This is a genomic window from Cupriavidus sp. P-10 (assembly GCF_003402535.2).
GTDB lineage: Bacteria > Pseudomonadota > Gammaproteobacteria > Burkholderiales > Burkholderiaceae > Cupriavidus.
Genome location: NZ_AP025171.1, coordinates 785,244 through 806,137, shown reverse-complemented (window position 1 = coordinate 806,137; position 20,894 = coordinate 785,244). Strand labels below are relative to the sequence as shown.

Annotated in this window: 18 protein-coding genes; 5 read left to right on the top strand and 13 right to left on the bottom strand. The window is 67.4% G+C overall.

The window, feature by feature from the left end:
* Nucleotides 1-170 precede the first annotated feature (170 nt).
* The 3 genes from CTP10_RS20750 to CTP10_RS20740 are packed head-to-tail and all read left to right on the top strand — an operon-like array spanning nucleotide 171 to nucleotide 3,668.
* Nucleotides 171-1,472 carry an MFS transporter gene (locus tag CTP10_RS20750; RefSeq protein WP_116319746.1) on the top strand — a complete coding sequence of 434 codons (1,302 nt, stop codon included), beginning with the start codon at nucleotides 171-173 and terminating at the stop codon, nucleotides 1,470-1,472.
* Nucleotides 1,473-1,474: 2 nt separating this feature from the next.
* The gene (locus CTP10_RS20745; RefSeq protein ID WP_116319747.1) at nucleotides 1,475-2,707 is read left to right on the top strand and encodes a metal-dependent hydrolase family protein; all 1,233 of its coding nucleotides are present in this window, start codon (nucleotides 1,475-1,477) and stop codon (nucleotides 2,705-2,707) included.
* Nucleotides 2,708-2,765: 58 nt separating this feature from the next.
* Nucleotides 2,766-3,668, top strand: a complete 903-nt coding sequence (locus CTP10_RS20740) for a LysR substrate-binding domain-containing protein (RefSeq protein WP_116319748.1) — start codon at nucleotides 2,766-2,768, stop codon at nucleotides 3,666-3,668.
* On the opposite strand, the gene CTP10_RS20735 is transcribed toward CTP10_RS20740, so the two are convergent.
* The gene (locus CTP10_RS20735) at nucleotides 3,665-4,885 is read right to left on the bottom strand and encodes a M20 aminoacylase family protein (protein WP_116319896.1); all 1,221 of its coding nucleotides are present in this window, start codon (nucleotides 4,883-4,885) and stop codon (nucleotides 3,665-3,667) included. The two genes, CTP10_RS20740 and CTP10_RS20735, sit on opposite strands and share 4 nt — an antisense overlap.
* An 8-nt stretch (nucleotides 4,886-4,893) precedes the next feature.
* On the bottom strand, nucleotides 4,894-5,898 hold the full coding sequence (locus CTP10_RS20730) for a Bug family tripartite tricarboxylate transporter substrate binding protein (RefSeq protein WP_116319749.1): 1,005 nt from the start codon (nucleotides 5,896-5,898) through the stop codon (nucleotides 4,894-4,896).
* 129 nt (nucleotides 5,899-6,027) lie between these two features.
* Here CTP10_RS20730 and CTP10_RS20725 point away from each other — a divergent pair, with 129 nt between their 5' ends.
* Nucleotides 6,028-6,939 carry a LysR family transcriptional regulator gene (locus CTP10_RS20725; protein WP_116319750.1) on the top strand — a complete coding sequence of 304 codons (912 nt, stop codon included), beginning with the start codon at nucleotides 6,028-6,030 and terminating at the stop codon, nucleotides 6,937-6,939.
* A gap of 32 nt (nucleotides 6,940-6,971) precedes the next feature.
* On the opposite strand, the gene CTP10_RS20720 is transcribed toward CTP10_RS20725, so the two are convergent.
* On the bottom strand, nucleotides 6,972-7,868 hold the full coding sequence (locus CTP10_RS20720) for a LysR family transcriptional regulator ArgP (RefSeq protein WP_116319751.1): 897 nt from the start codon (nucleotides 7,866-7,868) through the stop codon (nucleotides 6,972-6,974).
* Between the two features lie 73 nt (nucleotides 7,869-7,941).
* On the opposite strand from CTP10_RS20720, the gene CTP10_RS20715 reads away from it, so the two are divergent.
* On the top strand, nucleotides 7,942-8,604 hold the full coding sequence (locus CTP10_RS20715; RefSeq protein ID WP_116319752.1) for a LysE/ArgO family amino acid transporter: 663 nt from the start codon (nucleotides 7,942-7,944) through the stop codon (nucleotides 8,602-8,604).
* Between the two features lie 57 nt (nucleotides 8,605-8,661).
* On the opposite strand, the gene CTP10_RS20710 is transcribed toward CTP10_RS20715, so the two are convergent.
* The 10 genes from CTP10_RS20710 to CTP10_RS20665 form a co-directional block, all read right to left on the bottom strand.
* On the bottom strand, nucleotides 8,662-9,684 hold the full coding sequence (locus CTP10_RS20710; RefSeq protein ID WP_116319753.1) for a transketolase family protein: 1,023 nt from the start codon (nucleotides 9,682-9,684) through the stop codon (nucleotides 8,662-8,664).
* Nucleotides 9,681-10,526 carry a transketolase gene (locus CTP10_RS20705; RefSeq protein ID WP_116319754.1) on the bottom strand — a complete coding sequence of 282 codons (846 nt, stop codon included), beginning with the start codon at nucleotides 10,524-10,526 and terminating at the stop codon, nucleotides 9,681-9,683. The genes CTP10_RS20710 and CTP10_RS20705 overlap by 4 nt, the downstream gene beginning before the upstream one ends.
* 48 nt (nucleotides 10,527-10,574) lie before the next feature.
* Nucleotides 10,575-11,903, bottom strand: a complete 1,329-nt coding sequence (locus tag CTP10_RS20700) for an MFS transporter (protein ID WP_116319755.1) — start codon at nucleotides 11,901-11,903, stop codon at nucleotides 10,575-10,577.
* A gap of 83 nt (nucleotides 11,904-11,986) precedes the next feature.
* Complete coding sequence (locus CTP10_RS20695) at nucleotides 11,987-12,736, bottom strand: SDR family NAD(P)-dependent oxidoreductase (RefSeq protein WP_116319756.1); 750 nt, start codon at nucleotides 12,734-12,736, stop codon at nucleotides 11,987-11,989.
* 157 nt (nucleotides 12,737-12,893) lie between these two features.
* Entirely contained in the window at nucleotides 12,894-13,784 is an 891-nt protein-coding gene (locus CTP10_RS20690) for a LysR substrate-binding domain-containing protein (RefSeq protein WP_116319757.1), read from the bottom strand.
* Between the two features lie 83 nt (nucleotides 13,785-13,867).
* Entirely contained in the window at nucleotides 13,868-14,206 is a 339-nt protein-coding gene (locus CTP10_RS20685) for a copper-binding protein (protein ID WP_116319758.1), read from the bottom strand.
* Complete coding sequence (locus tag CTP10_RS20680) at nucleotides 14,203-17,373, bottom strand: efflux RND transporter permease subunit (protein WP_116319759.1); 3,171 nt, start codon at nucleotides 17,371-17,373, stop codon at nucleotides 14,203-14,205. Before CTP10_RS20680 ends, CTP10_RS20685 begins: the two co-directional genes overlap by 4 nt.
* The gene (locus CTP10_RS20675; protein ID WP_116319760.1) at nucleotides 17,370-18,914 is read right to left on the bottom strand and encodes an efflux RND transporter periplasmic adaptor subunit; all 1,545 of its coding nucleotides are present in this window, start codon (nucleotides 18,912-18,914) and stop codon (nucleotides 17,370-17,372) included. Before CTP10_RS20675 ends, CTP10_RS20680 begins: the two co-directional genes overlap by 4 nt.
* Nucleotides 18,911-20,212 (bottom strand): TolC family protein, encoded by a 1,302-nt coding sequence (locus CTP10_RS20670; protein ID WP_116319761.1) that lies wholly within the window; start codon nucleotides 20,210-20,212, stop codon nucleotides 18,911-18,913. Before CTP10_RS20670 ends, CTP10_RS20675 begins: the two co-directional genes overlap by 4 nt.
* A 70-nt stretch (nucleotides 20,213-20,282) precedes the next feature.
* Nucleotides 20,283-20,831, bottom strand: coding sequence for a hypothetical protein (locus CTP10_RS20665; protein WP_442875240.1), 549 nt, complete (start codon nucleotides 20,829-20,831; stop codon nucleotides 20,283-20,285).
* Nucleotides 20,832-20,894 lie beyond the last annotated feature (63 nt).

Sequence of the window (20,894 nt, the reverse complement as noted above, 5' to 3'; positions counted from 1 at the left end):
CGCCCCGCCATGCGCTACGCGCATGCCTCCATGCGCAGATATCGTTTTTTTCATCATCGGGCCGACACCTATCATCGGCTTGCCTACCGATGCCTGCCGATGTCTTTGGCATACGCGCCCGGCATCTTCCGTAGCCCATAGCCCTGATCTGTCGCCTGGAGTGGAGTGACATGCAAGCCAACCCAACCCTTGACCGCGTGAGCGCGCCGATCGCCGCCAGCCAGCGGCGCCGCGCCATCGTTGCCACCGTGATCGGCAACGGTCTCGAGTGGTTCGATTTCACCGTCTACAGCTTCTTCGCGGTCATCATCGCGCGGCTGTTCTTCCCCACCGGCGACGAACTGTCGTCGCTGCTGCTGGCCGTCGCCACCTTCGGCGTCGGCTTCTTCATGCGGCCGGTGGGCGGCATCATCATCGGCATCTATGCCGACCGCGTCGGCCGCAAGGCGGCGCTGTCGCTGACCATCCTGCTGATGGCGGTGGGCACCACGCTGATCGGCATCGCGCCCACCTATGAGCAGGTGGGCCTGTTCGCGCCGATGCTGATCGTGCTCGCGCGCCTGCTGCAGGGCTTCTCCGCCGGCGGCGAGATGGGCGGCGCCACCGCCTTCCTGACCGAGTACGCGCCCGAGCGCGAGCGCGCCTATTACTCCAGCTGGATCCAGGCCAGCATCGGCGTGGCCGTGCTGCTGGGCGCGGCAGTCGGCACCTTCGTCACCTCGTCGCTGCCGCCCGAGGCGCTCAACAGCTGGGGCTGGCGCCTGCCCTTCCTGATCGGCATGCTGATCGGCCCGGTGGGCTACTACATCCGCCATCACCTCGATGAAACGCCGACCTTCCGCGAAGCCAAGGACAAGACCGATTCGCCGCTGAAGGAAGTGCTGCGCGACTACCCGCGCCAGACCGCCGCCAGTTTCTCGATGGTGATCCTGTGGACGGTATGCACCTACGTGCTGCTGTTCTACATGCCGACCTATGCCGTCAAGGTGCTGAAGGTGCCGCAGTCGTCGGGCTTCGTGGCCGGCATGGTCGGCGGCATGGCGATCCTGGTGTTCGCGCCGCTGGTGGGCCGCCTGGCCGACCGCTACGGCCGCCGCATCCTGCTGTCGGGCTCGGCCGCGCTGATCTTCGTGCTGGCCTGGCCGATGTACGTGTACATCAACCAGGTCCCGGGCCTGTTCTCGCTGCTGGTGTTCCAGCTGGTGTTCGGCGTGCTGATCGCCGGCTACACCGGCCCGATCCTGGCGGCCTTCTCCGAACTGTTCCCGGCCAAGGTGCTGTCGACCGGCCTGTCGGTCGCCTACAACCTGGCGGTCACCATCTTCGGCGGCTTCGCCTCCTTCATCATCACCTGGCTGATCGCCACCACCGGCAGCACCATGGCGCCCGCGTTCTACGTGATGATCGCCGCCGCCATCAGCTTTGCCGGCACGCTGCTGGTGCGCGAACCGGCCTACCTCCGCAAGCAATGACCATGAACCAGATCCTGCTGAAGGGCGGCAACGTCCTGGACCCCGCCCGCGGCACCGCGCTGCCGCGCGCCGATGTGCTGATCGAGGGCGAGCGCATCGTCGAAGTCTCCGCGCAAGGCATCGTGGCGCCGCACGCGCGGCAGATCGATGTCACCGGCAAGACCGTGATGCCTGGCCTGATCGACTGCCACGTGCACGTGCTGGCCGCGCTGGCCAACCTCGGCGTGAACGCGGTGCAGCCCAACGTGCTGGTGGCCTTCCGCGCCATGCCGATCATGAAGTCGATGCTGGAGCGCGGCTTCACCACCGTGCGCGATGCCGGCGGCGCCGACTGGGGCCTGTCGCAGGCAGTGGCCACCGGGCTGATCCCCGGGCCGCGCATCTTCCCGTCCGGCAAGGCGTTGTCGCAGACCGGCGGGCATGGCGACTTCCGCCCGCGCGCCGACGTGCTCGAGCCCTGCTCGTGCGCCTTCCGTGCCGGCGCCATCGCGCGCGTTGCCGACGGCGTCGACGCGGTGCGCCTAGCCGTGCGCGAAGAAATCCAGAAGGGCGCCACGCAGATCAAGATCATGGCCTCCGGCGGCGTGGCCTCGCCGACCGACCCGATCGGCAACACCCAGTACAGCGAGGACGAGATCCGCGCGATCGTGGCCGAGGCCGAAGCCGCGCAGACCTACGTGATGGCACACGCCTACACCGGCCGCGCCATCACGCGGGCGATCCGCTGCGGCGTGCGCACCATCGAGCACGGCAACCTGGTCGATGCCGCGGCGGCGCGCGTGATGCGCGAGCACGGCGCCTTCGTGGTGCCGACGCTGGTCACCTACGATGCGCTGGCCCGCGACGGCGCGCGCCTGGGCCTGCCGCCGGAATCGGTCGCCAAGATCGAGACCGTGCGCGAGGCCGGCCGCAACTCGCTGGCGATCTACGCCGAGGCCGGCGTGCCGATGGCCTTCGGCTCCGACCTGCTGGGCGAGATGCACCACTACCAGTCCGACGAGTTCCGCATCCGCGCCGAACTGCTCGGCGCGCTGGAGACCATCCGCTCGGCCACCTCGATTGCCGCCGCGGTGCTGCAGCGCGAGGACGAGCTTGGCACGGTCAAGGCCGGCGCGCTGGCCGACCTGCTGGTGGTCGACGGCGACCCGCTGCAAGACATCAGCCTGCTGTGCGGCCAGGGCGAGCATATCTCTCTGGTCATGCAGGCCGGGCGCATCCACGCGCGGCAGGGGTAAGCCTTCGGCTGGCTTTCCCTTAAGATGGGCGGCTGGTTCCCCGACGTCCGGCCGTCCCATGCGCATCTCCCCCCTTCCTCCCCTTCCCTGCCTGGTCGCCTTCGAGGCGGCCATGCGGCACGGCAACTTCACCCGCGCGGCCGCGGAACTGCACCTGACGCAGAGCGCGATCAGCCGGCAGGTGGCGCAGCTGGAACGCTTCCTCGGCAAGAAACTGTTCGAGCGCGGGCCGCGCGCGCTGAGCCTGACGGTCAGCGGCCAGCAATACGCCGAGCAGATCCAGCGCCTGCTGGTCGACTGCGCCGAAGCGACCGAAAGCGTGATGCGGCGCAAGGGCAGCACCGAGCTGACGGTGGCGGCGTCGTCGGGCGTGTCCACGCTGTGGATCGCGCCGCGGCTGGCGCAATTCCGCGCCGAGCATCCCGACGTACAGGTGCGGCTGTTCGTCAGCGACGGGCTCGCGTCACTGGTCGACACCAGCTTCGACGTCGCGCTGTACTACCTGCGCGAAGGCCCGCCGCAAGGACTGGCCGCGCAGCGGCTCTACGACGAGGAAGTGGTGCCGGTCTGCGCGCCCGGCTACCTGCGCGGCCGGCGGCTGGCGGTGGCCGACCTGCCGGGCGAGACGCTGCTGGTGCTGGAAGACGCGCAGCGCCAGTGGATGTCGTGGCCGGCGTGGCTGGCGCAGAACGGGCTGGGCAAGGCACGCGTGCAGAACACCGTGGTGTCGAACGCCTACCCGATCCTGGTGCAGCTCGCGATCGAAGGCCACGGCATCGTGCTGGGCTGGCGCCACATGATCGACGGCTGCCTGAAGGACGGCCGGCTGGTACGCGCCTGCGAGGCCAGCGCCACACTCGGTGGCGGCTATTACGCGCTGTGGCATCGGGACCGGGTGGAGACGTCGGTCGCGCGCACCTTCCGGCAATGGCTGGTGCAGCAGAGCGGCAGGCCGGCCTAGGCAGGTGTCCGGGCGGCCGCGTTCGTCACATGCGCCGGCCATGGCTGGTCCACCAGGAAGCGCTCGCAGAGCAGCGCCCAGTACGCCGCGCCCACCGGGATGTTGCCGTCGTTGAAGTCGTAGCCGGGGTTATGCACCATGCAGCCACCCTCGGCCCCTTCGCCATTGCCGATCCACAGGTAGCAGCCGGGCACCGCGTCCAGCATGAAGGCGAAGTCCTCGCTCGCCGCGATCGGCGGCGCCTGGCAGTCGACGTGGCCGGGCCCCAGCAGCTCCAGCGCAACCTGGCCGGCAAGCGCCGTTTCCGCCGGCGTGTTTACCAGCACCGGATAGCCGCGCTCGTAGTCGACCTGCGCCGTCACGCCGTAGCTTTGCGCCTGCGCGGCCACCAGTTCGCGGATGCGCTGTTCGAGCTGTTCGCGGACGCGGCGGTCCAGCGCGCGCACGCTCAGCCGGAGCACCGCCTGCGCGGGAATGATGTTGGAGACGGTACCCGCCTGGAACGCGCCCACCGTGATCACCGCCGCTTGCAGCGGATCGACATTGCGCGCCACGATGGTCTGCAACGCCATCACGATCGAAGCACCGGCCACGACCGGATCGGCCGCGTTGTGCGGGAACGCCGCGTGGCCGCCGATGCCGGCGAGCGTGATGGTCACGTTATCCGCCGAAGCCTGCGCCGCGCCCTGGCGCAGCAGCAACCGGCCCGGCGCCGTGCCCGGGACGTTGTGCATGGCGAAGATGGCATCGCACGGGTACTTGTCGAACAACCCCGCTTCCATCATCCGCTTTGCGCCGCCCAACCCCTCCTCCGCCGGCTGGAAGATCAGGTTCAGGGTCCCGCTGAAGTTGCCATGCCGCGCGAGATGCCTGGCTGCGCAAAGCAGCATGGCGGTATGCCCGTCATGCCCGCAGGCGTGCATCACGCCGGGATGGCAACTGGCATAGGGCAGCCCGGTGGCTTCCGCCATCGGCAGCGCGTCCATGTCGGCGCGGATGCCGAGACTGCGCCCGCCGTTGCCGCGCCGCAGCCGGCCAACGACGCCGGTGGCCCCGAGCCCGCGCTCCACCTCGTAGCCCCATTCGGCGAGCAGGCGGGCCACGATGTCGCTGGTGCGATGTTCCTCGAAGCCAAGTTCCGGATGGCGATGGAGATCGCGGCGGATGGCAACGAAGGCTTCGGCGCTGTCCCGCAGCGCTGCCAGGATGGGATGCATGGCTTCCTTCATTGCGGCTGCAGGCCGATGGCACGGGCAATGCCGCGGTACTGGTCGATGCTCTGCTGGTACGCCTTCTGGCTTTCCGCCAGCGATGCCGGACGGGATGCGGGCAGGTTCGCGGCGTCCAGGCTGGCGCGCACCGCCGGCTCGGCCAGCGTCTGCGCCAGCGCCTTGTGCAGCGCCTGCACGACTGGCTCGGCGGTGTCCTTCTTCACGAACACGCCGGCCCACGTCGAGTAGTTGAAGCCGCGCAGCGCCCTGCTTTCATTGACGCTCGGCACGGACTTGACCGCGTCGAGCCGGTTCGGCGACAGCACCGCCAGCATCCTGACCTGGCCGGTGCGCATGCGCTCGATATCGGGCTTGCCGAACGGCGAGATAAAGATATCGACGATGCCGCCCACCAGGTCCTGGATCACGGGCGCGCCGCCCTTGTAGGGCACGTGCGTCATCGGTGCGCCGATGGTCTGCGACAGGTGTGCCCCCAGCAGGTGATAGAGCGAACCGACGCCGACGCTGGCGTACGTCAGCGGCTTGCCCGCCCGGGCCGCCTGCGCGGCATAGGCGGCGAGTTCATCGACATCCTTCACCGGCAGGTCCTTGCGCACCAGGATGGCCAGGTCGACCACGCCGACCATGTGGACCAGCCGGAAGTCCTCGCTCTTGTACTTGATGGCGGCGTTGGCCAGCGGCGTCGTGATCAGCTCGCCCGGGCCGGCCTGGAACAGCAGGTGCCCGTCGGCCGGCGCATGCAGTACCTTCTGCGCGGCGATCGCGCCGCCGGCGCCGCCGAGGTTCTCGACGATGACCGGCTGGCCGAACTGCCGGCCCAGCGGCGCATTGAGGTTGCGGGCCACCACATCCGACAGCCCGCCCGCCGGAAACGGCACCAGCAGCGTGACCGGCCGGTCGGGGTAGGCGTAGGCCGGCGCCAGGCCTACGCACAGCAGGCCGGCCACCGCGCCGCGCAGCAGCCGGCGGGCAATGTTCTGGAATCGGATTGGGGTCATGGCAGTCTCCTGGGCGCCTTGCGTCGCTTTGTGTGGGTGTTGTGCGACGGATCGTATCGGCCAGCCTGCTATGTGTCCAATGCATTACTCGTCTAGAATTTATTCATAAAACTCATTCACAAGGCATCGATGCACCTCAAACACCTGCGGCACCTGCTCATGGTTGCGGACGTGGAATCGTTCAGCCGCGCGGCACAGCGCCTGCACCTGACCCAGTCGGCGCTGAGCCGCAGCATCCAGGCGCTGGAGGACGAGCTTGGCGGCAAGCTGATCGACCGCCATGGCCGGCGCAATGTGCTGACCCCGCTGGGCGAGCTGATCGCGGAACGGGCCCGGCGCATGCTGTTCGAGGAGGCCGAGCTGCATCGCAGCGTCGAACTGTTCCACCGCCATCACCTCGGCGCCATCCGCGTCGGGCTGGGCGCGGGCCCGGGCGCGGTGCTGATGACGCCCTTCCTCCGGCACATGGCCATGCACCACCCCGGCATCCAGGTGGCGGTGTCGCTCGGCACTTCCGATGCGCTGATGATCCAGCTGCGCCAGCGCACGCTGGACGCGGTCATCGTCGAGGTCACCAGCGTGGCGCCCGCCACCGACCTGCGCCATGAATTGCTGGCGCAGCTGCAGGGCCGCTTCATCTGCCGCGCCGGGCATCCCCTGCTGCAGCAGGCCGCCGCCGGCGACGCCGTGACCTTCGACGCTGTCATGCGCTATCCGCTGGCGTCGGCACCGCTGAGTCCGGAAGTCGCGCGCGGGCTGGTCAAGCGCTTCGGCCCGCGCGCCGACCCGGAGCATTGCCTGAGCCTGCGCTGCGAGAACGTGCGCAGCCTGGTCGAGGCCGTGCTGGTCTCGGACGCGATCCTGTTCAGCATCGTCGCGGCGGTGCGGACGGAAATCGCCGAGGGCAAGCTGTGCGAGCTGGTGACCACGCCGGCGGTCGACGATGGTCCCAGGTATGCGTTCTTTACGCTGGCGGGCCGGACCGAGGCGCCGAGCATGGCGTTGTTCCGGCGTTTCGTCGACGAGCACCTGCACGACTGACACCGGCACGCCGGTGAGTTAGCGCTGGCAAGTCAGGGAGCCAGCAACGCGGCGCGCCCGGCGGCCAGCACCTCCCTGCTCAGGCCGTCGAGCAATCCGGACGCGGCGCGCGCGTATTGCCAGTGCAGCGGCACGTTCAGCGGCGTACCCGGCACCAGCTCGACCAGCGAGCCGTCGTCGAGATGCTGCGCAATCAGCGACTGCGGATGCAGGCCCCAGCCCATGCCGGCCAGCGCCGCGGTCACGAACGCCTGCGACGAAGGCAGCGTGTGCCGGGGCAGTTCCACGTGCCGATGGCACTGCCGCCGCGCCCAGCGCACCTGCAGTTCGTCCTTGGTGTTGAACACCAGGCTGGGGGCCTTGGCCAGCGTGCCGGCACCCACGCCGCCGGCAAAGTGCTGCCGCACGAAGGCCGGGCTGGCGGCCGCCAGGTAGCGCATGGCCCCCAGCGGCTGGCTGTTGCAGCCTGCCGCCGGGCGCGCCGTCGCGGTCACGGCCGCCAGCACGGCGCCGCTGCGCAGCCACTCGGTGGTGTGGTCCTGGTCGTCCACGGCCACTTCCATCAGCACGGGGCTGGCCGCCGCGAAGGCCGCAATGGCAGGCGCGGCCCAGGTCGCGAGGCTGTCGGCATTCACCGCGACCGGCAGCACGACGCGCGCAATGCCTTCCGGCGCCAGTGCCGGCAATGCGCCCTGCAAATCCTGCTCGAGCAACCGCACCCGGTCGACGTGCTGGCACAACTTGCGGCCCGCCTCCGTGGCGCGGCAAGGCTGGTCGCGCACCACCAGCGCACAGCCAAGCCGCTCTTCCAGCAGCCGGATGCGCTGGGAAATGGCGGATGGCGTGACATGAAGTGCGCGGGCAGCGCGCTCGAAGCTGCCTTCGCGCACCACGGCGGCCAGCGCGGAGAGTGCCGAGTAGTCCAGCATGGCTTAAGTTTTTCTAAACCGAATAAAGGAAAGCTAGTTTGTCTTCATCGGCGCGTGCAGGCAAGCTGCGCCCATGATGACGCTATTCGCCACCCCTTCCCTCCCGCTGTCGGTTTCTGTACAGGTCTCACTACAGGGCATGGCCCTGGGCCTCGGCCTGATCGTCGCCATCGGCGCGCAGAACGCGTTCGTGCTGCGCCAGGGCCTGCGCCGCGAGCATGTCGGCAGCGTGGTGCTGTTCTGCGCCATCGCGGACGCATTGCTGATCGCCGCCGGGGTCATGGGCATGGCGCAAGCACTGGGAGAGAGCCCCGGCCTGGCGCGCGCACTGGCGCTGGCCGGCGCCGCGTTCCTGGCGCTATACGGATGGCGGGCACTGAAGCGCGCGCGCCAGTCGCACCAGCTGCGGGCGGCGGCCGGACAGGACCGCCTGGGCCGCGGTGCGGCGCTGGCGCAGGCGGCGGCGTTCACGCTGCTCAATCCCCATGTCTACCTCGACACGGTGCTGCTGGTCGGCAGCATCGGCGCGCAGCAGCCGGCGGCGCTGCGGGGCTGGTTCGTGGCGGGCGCGAGTTCGGCCAGCCTGTTCTGTTTCGGGCTGCTGGGATTCGGGGCGGGCTGGCTGGCGCCGTGGTTTGCGCGGCCGTGGGCCTGGCGGGTGCTGGACGGGCTGATCGGCGTGACGATGTTCGTGCTGTCGGCACTGCTACTGCGCCACGCGCTGTCCGGGATCTGAGCCACGCTGTCATTCCCGCGAACGCGGGAATGACCATGGCGATGTGCAAGACGGCCGTCAGGCGATCCAGTCGCGGATCGATTGCGCCATCACGCCCGCCGAGATGCCATAGCGGTCGTGCAGCGTGGGCAACGCGCCGGCATCGAGGAAGGCGTCGGGCAGCCCGACCTGCCGGAACGGCACCATGGTGCCCGCCTGCATCAGCGTGGCCGCCACGGCCTCGCCCAGGCCGCCGATCACGGTGTGGTTCTCGGCCACCACCACCAGGCGCCCTTGCCGCCTGGCTTCGCGCAGGATGGTCTCGGTATCGAGCGGCTTGATGGTCGGTATGTGCAGCACCGCCACGCCGATACGGTCCTTCTCCAGCGCCTTGGCCACCTCCAGCGCGCGCATGGTCATGATGCCGGACGAGATCACCAGCACCTCGGCGCCGTCGCGCAGCAGCCTGGCCTTGCCCAGCTCGAACTTGTAGTCGTACTCGTCCAGCACCACCGGCACGTTGCCGCGCAGCAGGCGCGCGTACACCGGGCCGTTGTGCGCGGCAATGGCCGGCACCATCTGCTCGATATCGATCGCGTCGCACGGGTCGATCACGGTCATGTTGGGCATGGCCCGCATCAGCGCCAGGTCTTCCGCCGCCTGGTGGCTGGGGCCGTAGCCGGTGGTCAGCCCGGGCAGCGCGCAGACGATCTTTACGTCGAGGTTGTCCTCGGCAATGGTCTGGTGCATGAAGTCATAGGCGCGCCGGGTGGCGAACACCGCGTAGGTGGTGACGAAGGGCTGCGCGCCCTCGTGCGCAAGGCCGGCGGCAGCGCCCATCAGCAACTGCTCGGCCATGCCCATCTGGTAATAGCGCTCGGGGAACGCCTGCGCAAAGATATGCAGGTCGGTGTACTTGCCCAGGTCGGCGGTCATGCCGATCACGTTCTGCTTCTGGCGGCCCAGTTCCACCAGCGCGTGGCCGAAGGGGGCGGACCGGGTGGCCTGCCCTTCGCCGGCAATGGAGGCGATCATCGCCGAGGTCTTCAGCTTCGGCTTGGCGTTGGTGGTGGCGTTGGTGGTAGCGATGGTATTGCTCATGCTTGTCTCCCGGCTTCCAGGGCCTGCAGTGCGAGTTGCCATTCATGGGCATCCACGCGGATAAAGTGGTTCTTCTCGCGTTGTTCGAGGAACGGCACGCCGCACCCCATGCGCGTATCGCAGATGATCATGCGCGGCTGCGCGCCGCTGTGCTCGCGCGCCGCACGGAAGGCGGCAGCCACGGCGTCGATGTCGTTGCCATCGACGCGCTGCGTGAACCAGCCGAACGCTTCCAGCTTGGGCACCAGCGGCTCGAACGCCATGATCTGCGTGGAGGGCCCGTCTGCCTGCTGGTTGTTGACGTCGACAATCGCGATCAGGTTGTCCAGCTTCCAGTGCGCGGCGGACAGGATGCCCTCCCAGATCGCGCCCTCGTCCAGCTCGCCGTCGGAGAACAGCGTGTAGACGAAGTTGCCGGAGCCCTTGCGCTTGAGGCCCAGGCAACGACCCACCGCGATGGTCAGGCCCTGCCCCAGCGAGCCGCCTGACATCTCCATGCCGGGCGTGTAGCTGGCCATGCCCGACATCGGCAGGCGGCTGTCGTCGCTGCCATAGGTCTCCAGTTCTTCCGCGGGCAGGATGCCGGCTTCCAGCAGCGCCGCGTACAGCGCGATGGCGTAGTGGCCGTTGGACAGCAGGAAGCGGTCGCGTCCTTCCCATTCGGGGTCTTCGGGGCGGTAGCGCATGGCGCCGAAGTAGGCCACGGCGAGCACGTCGGCAATATCGAGCGCCTGGCCGATATAGCCCTGGCCCTGGACTTCGCCCATCAGCAAGGCGTTGCGGCGGATGCGGTAGGCGTGTTCCCGCAAGGACACGGCCTGGTCGGTGGATGCTTGTTGCATGGTGTCTCCAGCAATCGGTTCGATCAACATTTGGGGAAAAGGGGGGCGTCAGCGGTTCACGGTCCTGGCGGGGACCAGGAACACCAGCATCGCGCCAAAGACCACGGTGGCCGAGATAAACACCAGCCCGGCGGTGGACTTGCCGGTCAGGTCGTTGAGCCAGCCGACGATGGCGGGCGAGAAGAAGCCCGCGAGGTTGGCGACGCAGTTGACCGCGGCGATCCCGGCGGCGGCCGACATGCCGCCCAGCAGCGCGGTGGGCAGCGCCCAGAATTGCGACGACGAAGCCAGGATGCCGGCGGCGGCGATGCACAGGCAAATCAGCGATGCGCTGACACTGCCCAGCAGCGGCAAGGTGGCAAACCCGGCGGCGGCGACCACCATCGGCACGATCAGGTGGAAGCGGCGTTCGCGGCGGCGGTCTGCGCTCATGCCCACCAGCGGCAGCGCCACGATGGCGCACAGGTACGGCAGCGCGGTGTAGATCCCCACCCACAGCGGATCGGCGACGCCGGCCTTGCGGATGATGGTGGGCAGCCAGAAGGTCAGCCCGTACTGGCCCAGCACCACGCAGAAGTAGATCGCTGCCATCAGCCACAGGCGACGGTCCGCCATGAACGAGCGGATCGACATGTGCTCCATCTTCTGCGCGTTGTCGCCTTCGATATTGCGCTTGAGCAGCGCCTTCTCCACGTCGGTCAGCCAGTGCGCCTGGTCGATGCCATTGTCGAGGTAGTACAGGATGGCCACGCCCAGGCACAGTGAAGGCAGCGCCTCGATCAGGAACAGCCACTTCCAGCCGGCCAGGTCGCCCACGCCGTGGAAGGCATGCATGATCCAGCCCGACAGCGGCCCGCCCACCATCCCCGCCAGCGGGATCGCCATGAAGAACATCGACAGGGCCTTGGCACGCCGCTCCGACGGGAACCAGTAGGTCATGTACAGGATCACGCCCGGCGCGAAGCCGGCCTCGGCCACGCCCAGCAGGAAGCGCAGCACGTAGAACTGGGTCGGCGTGGTGACAAAGGCGAAGCACGCCGAGATCACCGCCCAGGTCAGCATGATGCGCGCCAGCCAGCGCTTGGCGCCGACCTTGTGCAGGATCACGTTGCTCGGCACTTCAAACAGGAAGTAGCCGAGGAAGAAGATGCCGGCGCCCAGGCCGTAGATGGTTTCGCTGAACTGCAGGTCGCTCAGCATCTGCAGCTTGGCGAAGCCGACATTGACCCGGTCCAGGTAGGCACCGAGGTAGCACAGCATCAGGAACGGAATCAGCCGCTTCACCACCTTGGCGTAGGTGCGGGTCTCGAAGGTGGCGGAATCGGCGTGCAGCGTCGCTTCGCCGCCAATGGGCGAAGCCGCGTATTTGGTCTTCATCGGTTGTCTCCTGCCTGGCGGCGCCGCCCTGCGGTGCCCCGGCTGTTGAAGGTTCCGCCTCTGTCGGGCGGCTTCACTTGAATTTAGTGGATCAGCATGCCGCCATTGACGTCGAGCGTGATGCCCGTCAGGTAGGCGGACATGTCGCTCGCCAGGAACACGCAGGCGTTGGCCACGTCGGCGGCATTGCCCAGGCGGCCCAGCGGGATGCCCTTGATGATGTCGGCGCGCATCTCGGGCGTGAGCTTGTCGCCGGTGATGTCGGTCTGGATCAGGCCCGGCGTGATCGAATTGACGCGGATGCCGTCCGCGCCGAACTCGCGCGCCATGGCGCGCGCCAGCCCCAGCACGCCGGCCTTGGCCGCGCTGTAGTGCGGGCCGCCGAAGATGCCGCCGCCGCGCTGCGCCGAAACCGACGACATGCACACGATGCTGCCGCGCTGCTGCACGCGCATCTGCGGCAGCACCGCCTGCGACATGTACAGCGTGCCGCGCAGGTTCACGTCGAGCACGGCGTCATAGTTGGCGGCCTGGATATCGAGCGTGCGCACCGGCTGGGTAATGCCGGCGTTGTTGACGAGCGCATCGACGCGCCCGTAACGCTGCAGCACGGCCTGCACCGCGCGCTCGCAGGCGGCCTTGTCCGTCACATCGCAGGCCAGGCCCAGGTGCTGGTCGCCCAGTTCGCCGGCGGCAGCCTGGGCGTCTTCCAGGCGCAGGTCCAGGATGACCACGGTGGCCCCCTGCGCGGCGAAGGCCATGGCGGTGGCCTTGCCGATGCCGCGCGGCGAGGCCGCGCCGGTGATGATGACTACGTTGTTCTCGACCAGCATCTTTGTCTCCTTGAAATTGGACTTGGGATGTGTCGAGTTTTGTCGCTGGCGGCTTGCCGATCAACGCTGTCTGCCTCAGCTATTGCTGAGAAATTTTCAAACGACGGCGGCGGGGCACCGATTCCCGCGCCGCGGCAGGCACTTGCCGGGCGCCGGCTCAGCGCGGCGCCGGCAGTTGGCGGTCGAGCCAGGCGAGGAAGCGCGCCACGCGCGGCAGTTCGGCGTTCTGCGCCGGATAGACCACGTGGTGGCTGCCCACCTCCACCGCATGGCTGTCGTCGAACACCGGCACCAGCGCGCCCTTGCGGATCTGCACCGATGCCAGCAGCGTGCTTTCCAGCGCCACCCCCAGCCCCAGTGCGGCAGTCTCCAGCGACATGTAGGAGCGGTCGAAAGTGAAATCGAAGGTCTTCTTGTGCGAAGCCGGCACCCCGAACCGCGCGAACCACTGCTGCCACTGCACCAGTGGCGTCTCGGAATAGATCAGCCGCTGCGCCAGCAGGTCGTCCGGTGTACGGATCGGATGCTTTTCGAGATAGGCGGGTGAGGCCAGCGGCGCAATCGTCTCGCGCCGCAGCGTCTTCACCTGCAGGTCGCGCCAGTGGGCGTAGCCGTGGCGGATATCGACATCGTAGTAGCCGCTGGTGAACGGCACGTCTTCATACGAGCACGACAGGTTGAGCTGGATATCGCCGTTGTCGGCCTGGAACGATTCCAGCCGTGGCAGCAGCCACATCAGGCCGAAGCTCGGGCTTGAATGGACGCGCAGGATCTCGACATTGGCCGGGCTCGAAGCGCGCTCGGTGGCGCGGTTGAGGTCGGCAAGCACGCCCGTGACATCGCGCAGGTACTGCTCGCCCACCGGCGACAGCGCCAGGCCGCGGCCCTGCCGGAAGAACAGCGCCTGGCCCAGGATCTCCTCGAGATTGCTGATCTGGTGGCTGACGGCGGACGCCGTCAAACCCAGTTCCTCCGCGGCGCGGCTGACGCTCTTGGTCCTGGCGACGCTTTCGAAGGCGATGATGGCCTTTACCGGGGGAATCCGCATGGCATGTGGTTCGGCATGGAGTCGCAGCGATTCTACTGTGTATGGCAAGCACGCGCCGCTGCGGCGACACGTGCCTGCCGCGCTTACTTGCGCTGCATCTCCACGACGGTCGGCTTGCCGTTGATGTTGTCGAATATGACCGACACCGACTCGCCTTCCTTGAAATGCTTCAACGAAGCGCGATCCTTGACCGGGAACGCCATGGTCATGGCTGACATGCCAAGGTTTTCGATCGGGTCATGCTTGAGGGTGACTTTTCCGGCCGTCACATCGATCTTCTTGATTTCCGCCGCAACGGGGCGGGCAGCCTGCTTCGATCCGGTTGACGGCTTCATGTCCACGCCGTCCATCGATCCTGCGGCAAATGCCGCCGGCATGCCCGCCAGGGCCAGCACGATTGCGAGAGTGTTGACGCGTTTCATCTTGATTCCTCTTGAAACGAAGGTTGGGTAGAAGGTGGAGTGGGTCTTGCCTTGCGTCTGCGGATCAGCAGGTACACCGCCGGCACGACAAACAGGGAAAGCAACGGCGCGGTCACCATGCCGCCGACCATCGGGGCGGCAATGCGCTGCATGACTTCCGAGCCGGTACCATGCGACCACATGATCGGAAGCAGGCCAGCAAGAATGACGGCGACCGTCATGGCCTTCGGGCGCACACGCAGTACCGCGCCTTCCTGGATGGCTTCCATCAGGGCGGCCTGGCTGGTCTCGCCACGGTCCTCGCGCTCGCTCCAGGCTTGCTTCAGGTAAAGCAGCATGATGACGCCGAACTCCGCCGCCACGCCGGCCAGCGCAATGAAGCCGACCACGCCGGCCACTGACAGGTTGTAGCCCAGCAGGTAAAGCAGCCAGAACCCGCCGATCAGCGCCAGCGGCAACGTGCCCATGATCAGCAGCGCTTCGTCGAGTCGACCGAACACCAGGTAAAGCAGCACGAAGATGATCAGCAGCGTGAACGGCACGACCATCTTCAGCTTCGCACTCGCCCGCTCCAGGTACTCGAACTGCCCCGACCAGCTCAGCGAGTAGCCCGCCGGCATCGGCACCGCCTTGGCCACGGCGGCCTGCATGTCGTGAACGGCCGAGCGCAGGTCGCGTCCGCGGATGTCCACGTACACCCAGCCGGACAGGCGGGCGTTTTCGCTGCGCAGCATCGGTGGTCCCTGCACCACCCGGATCCGCGCAACGTCGGACAGGACGATCTGCTGGCCCCTGTCGGTCACGATGGGGAGGCTGCGCAGTTGCTCGACCGATTCGCGGTAGTCGCGTGGATAACGCACGTTGATGGGAAAACGCGCCAGCCCGTCGACGACTTCCCCAACGTTGTCGCCGCCGATTGCCGACGACACGATGCGCTGGACATCCTCGATGTTGAGTCCATACCGCCCGGCCGCCATGCGGTCGATGTCGACGTCGATATAGCGCCCGCCGGTCAGCCGCTCGGCCAGCGCCGAGCTGACGCCGGGTACCGTCCTGACGGCTGCTTCGATGTGCGTCACCATGCGGTCGATCTCCTTCAGGTCCGTGCCAGCCACCTTGATGCCAACCGGGCTCTTGATGCCGGTGGCAAGCATGTCGATCCGGTTGCGGATCGGCGGCACCCAGATATTGGACAGGCCGGGGACCTTCACCACCCGGTCAAGCTCCTCCACCAGCTTGTCGGTCGTCATGCCGGCACGCCACTGTTCACGCGGCTTGAAGCGGATGGTGGTCTCGAACATCTCGATCGGCGCCGGATCGGTCGCGGTATCCGCGCGGCCCGCCTTGCCGAACACGGTGGCCACCTCTGGCACGGTCTTGATCAGGCGGTCGGTCTGCTGCAGCAACTGCGCTGCCTTGCCGACGGACAGCCCCGGCAGCGCCGACGGCATGTACAGCAGGTCTCCCTCGTCGAGGGGCGGCATGAACTCGCCGCCGGTCCGCATGACCGGCCAGGCGGTCGCAAGCAGCAGGAGCGCGGCAACTGCCACGGTGGCCCTGGGACAGGCGAGCACCCTGGCCAGTACGGGTTGATAGGCGCGGATCAGCCATCGGCTGAGCGGATTCGACTGCTCTGCAGGGATCCTGCCGCGGATCATGTAGCCCATCAGGACTGGCACCAGCGTCACGGACAGGCCCGCCGCCGCGGCCATGGCATAGGTCTTGGTAAAGGCCAGCGGCGAGAACAGCCGCCCCTCCTGCGCCTCGAGCGTGAACACCGGGATGAACGATAGCGTGATGATCAGCAACGAGAAGAACAGCGCGGGCCCGACCTCTGCCGCCGCCTTGCCGATCACGTCCCAGCGCTCGTGCGCGCTCAGCTCGGCTCCGGGATTGTCGGCATGCCAGTGCTCCAGATGTTTGTGAGCGTTCTCGATCATGACAACCGCGGCGTCAACCATGGCGCCGATCGCAATGGCGATCCCGCCCAGCGACATGATGTCGGCATTGACCCCCTGGTATCGCATGACCAGGAACGCTGCCAGCACCCCCAGCGGCAAGGAAACGATGGCCACCAGCGCGGAGCGCAGGTGAAACAGGAAGACCAGGCAGACCAGCGCGACGACGATGAACTCTTCGACCAGCTTGTGCGTCAGGTTTTCCACCGCCCGGTTGATCAGGGCGGACCGGTCGTAGGTGGTGACAACCTGCACGCCAGCCGGCAGGCTCTTCTGCAACGTGGCGAGCCTGGCCTTGACCGCCTCGATGGTTTCCAGCGCGTTCTTGCCCGAGCGCATCACGATGACGCCGCCGGCCACCTCTCCCTGGCCGTCGAGCTCCGCAATGCCGCGCCGCATCTCGGGGCCGAGCTGGATGACGGCGACATCTCCCAGCCGCACGGGTATGCCAGCCTCGCTGGTCATCAGCGGTATCTGCCGAAAATCGTCGAGTGTTGTCAGATACCCACTGGCGCGGACCATGTACTCCGCTTCACCCAGCTCCAGCACCGAGCCGCCGGTCTCCTGGTTGGCGCCCTTGAGCGCCGCCAGCACCCTGGCCTGTGACAGGTTGTAGGCGCGCAGCCGATCCGGCATCAGCACGATCTGGTACTGCTTCACCATGCCACCCAGCGAGGCGACCTCGGCGACGTTGGGCAGTGATTTCAGCTCGAAGCGCAGGAACCAGTCCTGCAGCGCACGCAGTTGGCTCAGGTCATGCTGTCCTGCCTTGTCCACCAGCGCGTACTCGTAGATCCAGCCAACGCCGGTGGCGTCCGGCCCCAATGCCGGCCGGGCCGCGGCGGGCAAGCGGGATTGCACCTGGTTCAGGTATTCCAGCACCCGCGAACGAGCCCAGTAGAGGTCGGTTTCATCATCGAACAACACGTAGACAAAGGAGTCGCCGAAGAATGAATAGCCGCGCACGGTCTTGGCGCCTGGCACCGACAGCATGGTGGTGGTCAGCGGATACGTGACCTGGTTCTCGACAATCTGCGGTGCCTGGCCGGGAAATGGCGTGCGGATGATGACCTGCACATCGGACAGGTCCGGCAACGCGTCGAGCGGAATACTGCGCACCGCCCACAGGCCCCATGCGGTCAGCATGACCGTGGCCAGCAGGACCAGGAAGCGGTTGCGGATGGAGGCGAGAATGAGCCGGGCGATCATGGCTTGCTCCCCGGGGTGACGCCGGCCGGCTCGATCGATGACAGGATCGCCACGCCGTCCTTGTCCAGATGGAAGCGGAAGCGGATGCGGTCACCGGGCTTGAGCGTTTTGGGCAAGCCCGCAGGCGGCGCGGCGAAATCCATGGTCATCGCGCCCCACTGCGCCGAGGGTATCGGTCCGTGCGAAATCGTCAGGCTGTCGGTGCCGTTGACTGCCTCGATGCGTCCGAGGCCCTCGTGCTCGGGCGCCGCTGCCGCCGCCGGCGTGGCACCCATGCGTTCCGCGGTGCCGCGCAGGCTGGCCTCCGAATCGATGAGGAATTGCCCGGAAGTGACCACCTTCTGGCCGGCCTGAAGGCCGTCCACCACCTCCACCATGCCCGCGGCCTCGCGCCCTGTCTTGATTTCGGTTGCCACGAAGCCTGCGTTGCCGGCATCCACCATGACGATGGTGCGCCGGCCGGTGCGGATGACGGACTCCAGCGGAATCATCAGCACCTCTTTCTGGTCACCGCTGTCGAACCGGGCCGTCACGAACATGCCGGGCAACAGCTGCCTGCCCTTGTTCGCCAGGACAATACGCACCTTGATGGTACGCGTGGCTGGATTGACGTCCGGCAGGATGGTTTCGATATTTCCGGCCAGTGGCTCGGTTGCGCCGGTGGGCAACACCTTGACCGCCTGGCCGGAAGCGATGGCGCGGGCCTGCCCCTCCGGGACCTCGGCAATCACCCAGATCCGGCTCAGATCGGCCAGGCGGAACAGCGTCATGCCCGGAGAGACCGTCATGCCCTCGCGGACGGCGACCTCGGTCACGATGCCATCGACCGGACTCGCGATGCCAAGATGCGGCTGGAGCTTGCCGGTTGACTCGACCACGCTGACCTGGCCTGGCGTCATGCCTGCCTGCAGCATGCGGGCCCTGGCCGCACCGCGCAGGTCAGACCGGCCATCGGCGGCCATGCGGGACACGGCGAGGTATTCTTCCTGCGCGGCAATCCAGTCGGGCGAGTACACCGTCACCAGCGCTTGCCCGCGCCGAACCGGGTCAAGCGTCGCCTTGACCGCGACATGCTGGACGAAGCCGTTCGTTCGCGCCTGAATCACCTGGACGCTGCGCTCGTCGATGGCAACATTGCCGGGCGCCTCGAGCACGGCGCCGATCCGGCCGGCCTTGACCTCGGCCGTGCGAATGCCCAGGTTCTGTGCGACACGGCTGTCGACCGTGACGCCGCTGCCCGCGCCATCCCGGTCCGCGTAGACCGGCACCAGCTGCATGTCCATGAACGGTGACTTGCCCGGCTTGTCGAAGCGCTGACCGGGCACCATCGGGTCATGCCAGTACAGGATCTTCTTGCCGGTCTTCGGATCCGTGTCACCAGCCTTGAGAGCGGACTCCCCGCCGGTTGCTCCGGACGATTGCGCCGATCGCGCTGATCCCGCCGATTGCGTCCCGCGCGCGACGCCCAGTTGATAGGCGCCATAGATGGCGGCGCTGACGAGAACGAAAGCGGCCGCCACTGCAATAACCGGGGTCTTCATTTCAGCTCCTTGGTGGCCGGCCCGGATTGCGCGGTGGGAAGCGGGACCAGGAAGGCCAGGTCCGCCCAGAGCCTTGCCGTCTTCGCCTCCAGTGCCAGCCGCTCCACCGCCAGGTCGATGGCCCGATGGTTGGCCTCGGCGACAGCGAGCAACGACCCGGTATTGGCCCGGTAGGCCGTGAGCGCGGCATCCGCCTGCGCGCTGGCGAGCGGCAAGGTCTTCTCGTCGTAGCGCTTGAGCCGCCCGAGGTTGCGCTGCAACTCGGCGACCTTGGCGCCCACCATGGCCTGCGTATTGCGGCGGATGATTTCGAACCTGGCACGCGCCTCATTGGCCTGTGCCAGCCTGGCTGCGATGTCGCGGTCCTGGCGATTGCCCCGGTCCCAGGGCACCGGGAAGCTGACGTTGAGCGACCCCATGTTCGAGTAAGCCGGGCCGCGCTGGCTGTACATCAGTTCGACCGTCACATCCGGCTTCCGGGCTTCAGTCGCCACCTGGATCTCCGACTCCGCCAGCGCCACTTCGCGCTGCGCCGCCGTGATCTCTGGCACCGAGTCGAATGCGCCTTGCGCCAGCTGCTGGACGCCTTGCGGAACTTCCAGCGGCGGACGCTCCGACAATGGGCGACTTGCCGCAGGCCCGACCCAGCGCTCAAAATTGAGCCTGGCCGTGGCAACGGCGGCCTGGTTTTCATCCAGGCGGTCATGCAGCTTCTGGATTTCCAGCTCCATCGCCAGGACATCCGCGCGCGAGCCACGCCCGCTGCGATAGGCGGCCGCCGCCGCCTGAAGCGCCAGGTCCAGAGGATGGCCGTGGTGCCCGAGAAGGACGCCGGTCTGTTCGGCATACCATCGATCGAGCCAGGCACCGGCCGCATTGCGCTGCACGCTGGCCAGTCCGACAGCACGCTGCGCCTCGGCGGCGGTCGCCTCCGCTTCCAGTCGCGCCACCCGTGCGCGCCGCTTGTCCGGACGCGTGAATTCCTGCATCACGCTGACGGACCGCATGGTCATGAAGTCCCGGGTAAGCGAGAACTGGTCCGGCCCGTTCAGGGGGACATTGTTGAGCCCGAGCTTGAGCACAGGGTCCGGCAACTGGCCTGCGGCAACCGCCATTTGCATGGCCGACTCGACGGCCCCGACGGAGGATTCGGCATTACCCGCGTGCGTCGTCGCGAGCGCGACGGATTCCGCGAGGGAAAGGTTTGGGGCGGCTTGCGCAGCCGCGGCATGCGACCACGCCAGGCCCAGGGCAGGCGCGCAGAGCAGCGCCAGGGTCAGGCGACGAAGAGAAAGCATAAAGCCTCCATGAGCGACGACAGCTGCCCGGATCTGGCGGGGCAGCACCGAATGGACGTCGATCTGGAGGCTACGTTTGAAAACTGCAGTGAAGGATGTTAAGCGGCGGCGGCCCGCGTGCCGCCACGTCTGCGCGCAGCGCGACGCGAACCTCGGCAAGGACCACGCGCGTGGGTTCCACGATGCTCCTCAGCACCGGCAGGAATGCCGGAATCTGCGGGGATACATGGTCCGAGCTCTTGGAATCGGCCTGGCAGTGCGCCAGGCATAGCCCGCTCTGGTCAATGCCCTGGTCATCACTGCCGGCCGCCATGTCCGCGCACGATTCGGTCATCGCCGCCGCGGTGCCGCTGTTTTCCATCTGGTAGCGGCTACCGGTACAGGCGTACGCGACTGCTGCCAGCTGAACTGTCAGGAATACAACAAGCAGGAGGCCGGCGAAGATGGGATGCCGGCGATAAGGGTGGCGCAAGAGTGGCTTTATGGTGGCGTGCGTGACGGAAGGATACCGTTTTTGGGTGATCCACCCTACCTCCTGGTGGATTCCAGGGCGCCTCAGCGCGAGGCTCATCGAAAACGAAAGCGAAAATACAAAATCGTGCAAAAACGCTGAAACCATCGGGGAATCCCCCTAGGACGGCACACCACATTGTCTAGAGTGCTTACTCTAAAATGGGTCGCG

Coding starts and splice junctions, on each gene's coding strand:
- CTP10_RS20750 (WP_116319746.1), top strand. CDS start 171: ATGCAAGCCAACCCAACCCTTGACCGCGTGAGCGCGCCGATCGCCGCC.
- CTP10_RS20745 (WP_116319747.1), top strand. CDS start 1,475: ATGAACCAGATCCTGCTGAAGGGCGGCAACGTCCTGGACCCCGCCCGC.
- CTP10_RS20740 (WP_116319748.1), top strand. CDS start 2,766: ATGCGCATCTCCCCCCTTCCTCCCCTTCCCTGCCTGGTCGCCTTCGAG.
- CTP10_RS20735 (WP_116319896.1), bottom strand. CDS start 4,885: ATGCATCCCATCCTGGCAGCGCTGCGGGACAGCGCCGAAGCCTTCGTT.
- CTP10_RS20730 (WP_116319749.1), bottom strand. CDS start 5,898: ATGACCCCAATCCGATTCCAGAACATTGCCCGCCGGCTGCTGCGCGGC.
- CTP10_RS20725 (WP_116319750.1), top strand. CDS start 6,028: ATGCACCTCAAACACCTGCGGCACCTGCTCATGGTTGCGGACGTGGAA.
- CTP10_RS20720 (WP_116319751.1), bottom strand. CDS start 7,868: ATGCTGGACTACTCGGCACTCTCCGCGCTGGCCGCCGTGGTGCGCGAA.
- CTP10_RS20715 (WP_116319752.1), top strand. CDS start 7,942: ATGATGACGCTATTCGCCACCCCTTCCCTCCCGCTGTCGGTTTCTGTA.
- CTP10_RS20710 (WP_116319753.1), bottom strand. CDS start 9,684: ATGAGCAATACCATCGCTACCACCAACGCCACCACCAACGCCAAGCCG.
- CTP10_RS20705 (WP_116319754.1), bottom strand. CDS start 10,526: ATGCAACAAGCATCCACCGACCAGGCCGTGTCCTTGCGGGAACACGCC.
- CTP10_RS20700 (WP_116319755.1), bottom strand. CDS start 11,903: ATGAAGACCAAATACGCGGCTTCGCCCATTGGCGGCGAAGCGACGCTG.
- CTP10_RS20695 (WP_116319756.1), bottom strand. CDS start 12,736: ATGCTGGTCGAGAACAACGTAGTCATCATCACCGGCGCGGCCTCGCCG.
- CTP10_RS20690 (WP_116319757.1), bottom strand. CDS start 13,784: ATGCGGATTCCCCCGGTAAAGGCCATCATCGCCTTCGAAAGCGTCGCC.
- CTP10_RS20685 (WP_116319758.1), bottom strand. CDS start 14,206: ATGAAACGCGTCAACACTCTCGCAATCGTGCTGGCCCTGGCGGGCATG.
- CTP10_RS20680 (WP_116319759.1), bottom strand. CDS start 17,373: ATGATCGCCCGGCTCATTCTCGCCTCCATCCGCAACCGCTTCCTGGTC.
- CTP10_RS20675 (WP_116319760.1), bottom strand. CDS start 18,914: ATGAAGACCCCGGTTATTGCAGTGGCGGCCGCTTTCGTTCTCGTCAGC.
- CTP10_RS20670 (WP_116319761.1), bottom strand. CDS start 20,212: ATGCTTTCTCTTCGTCGCCTGACCCTGGCGCTGCTCTGCGCGCCTGCC.
- CTP10_RS20665 (WP_442875240.1), bottom strand. CDS start 20,831: ATGGTTTCAGCGTTTTTGCACGATTTTGTATTTTCGCTTTCGTTTTCG.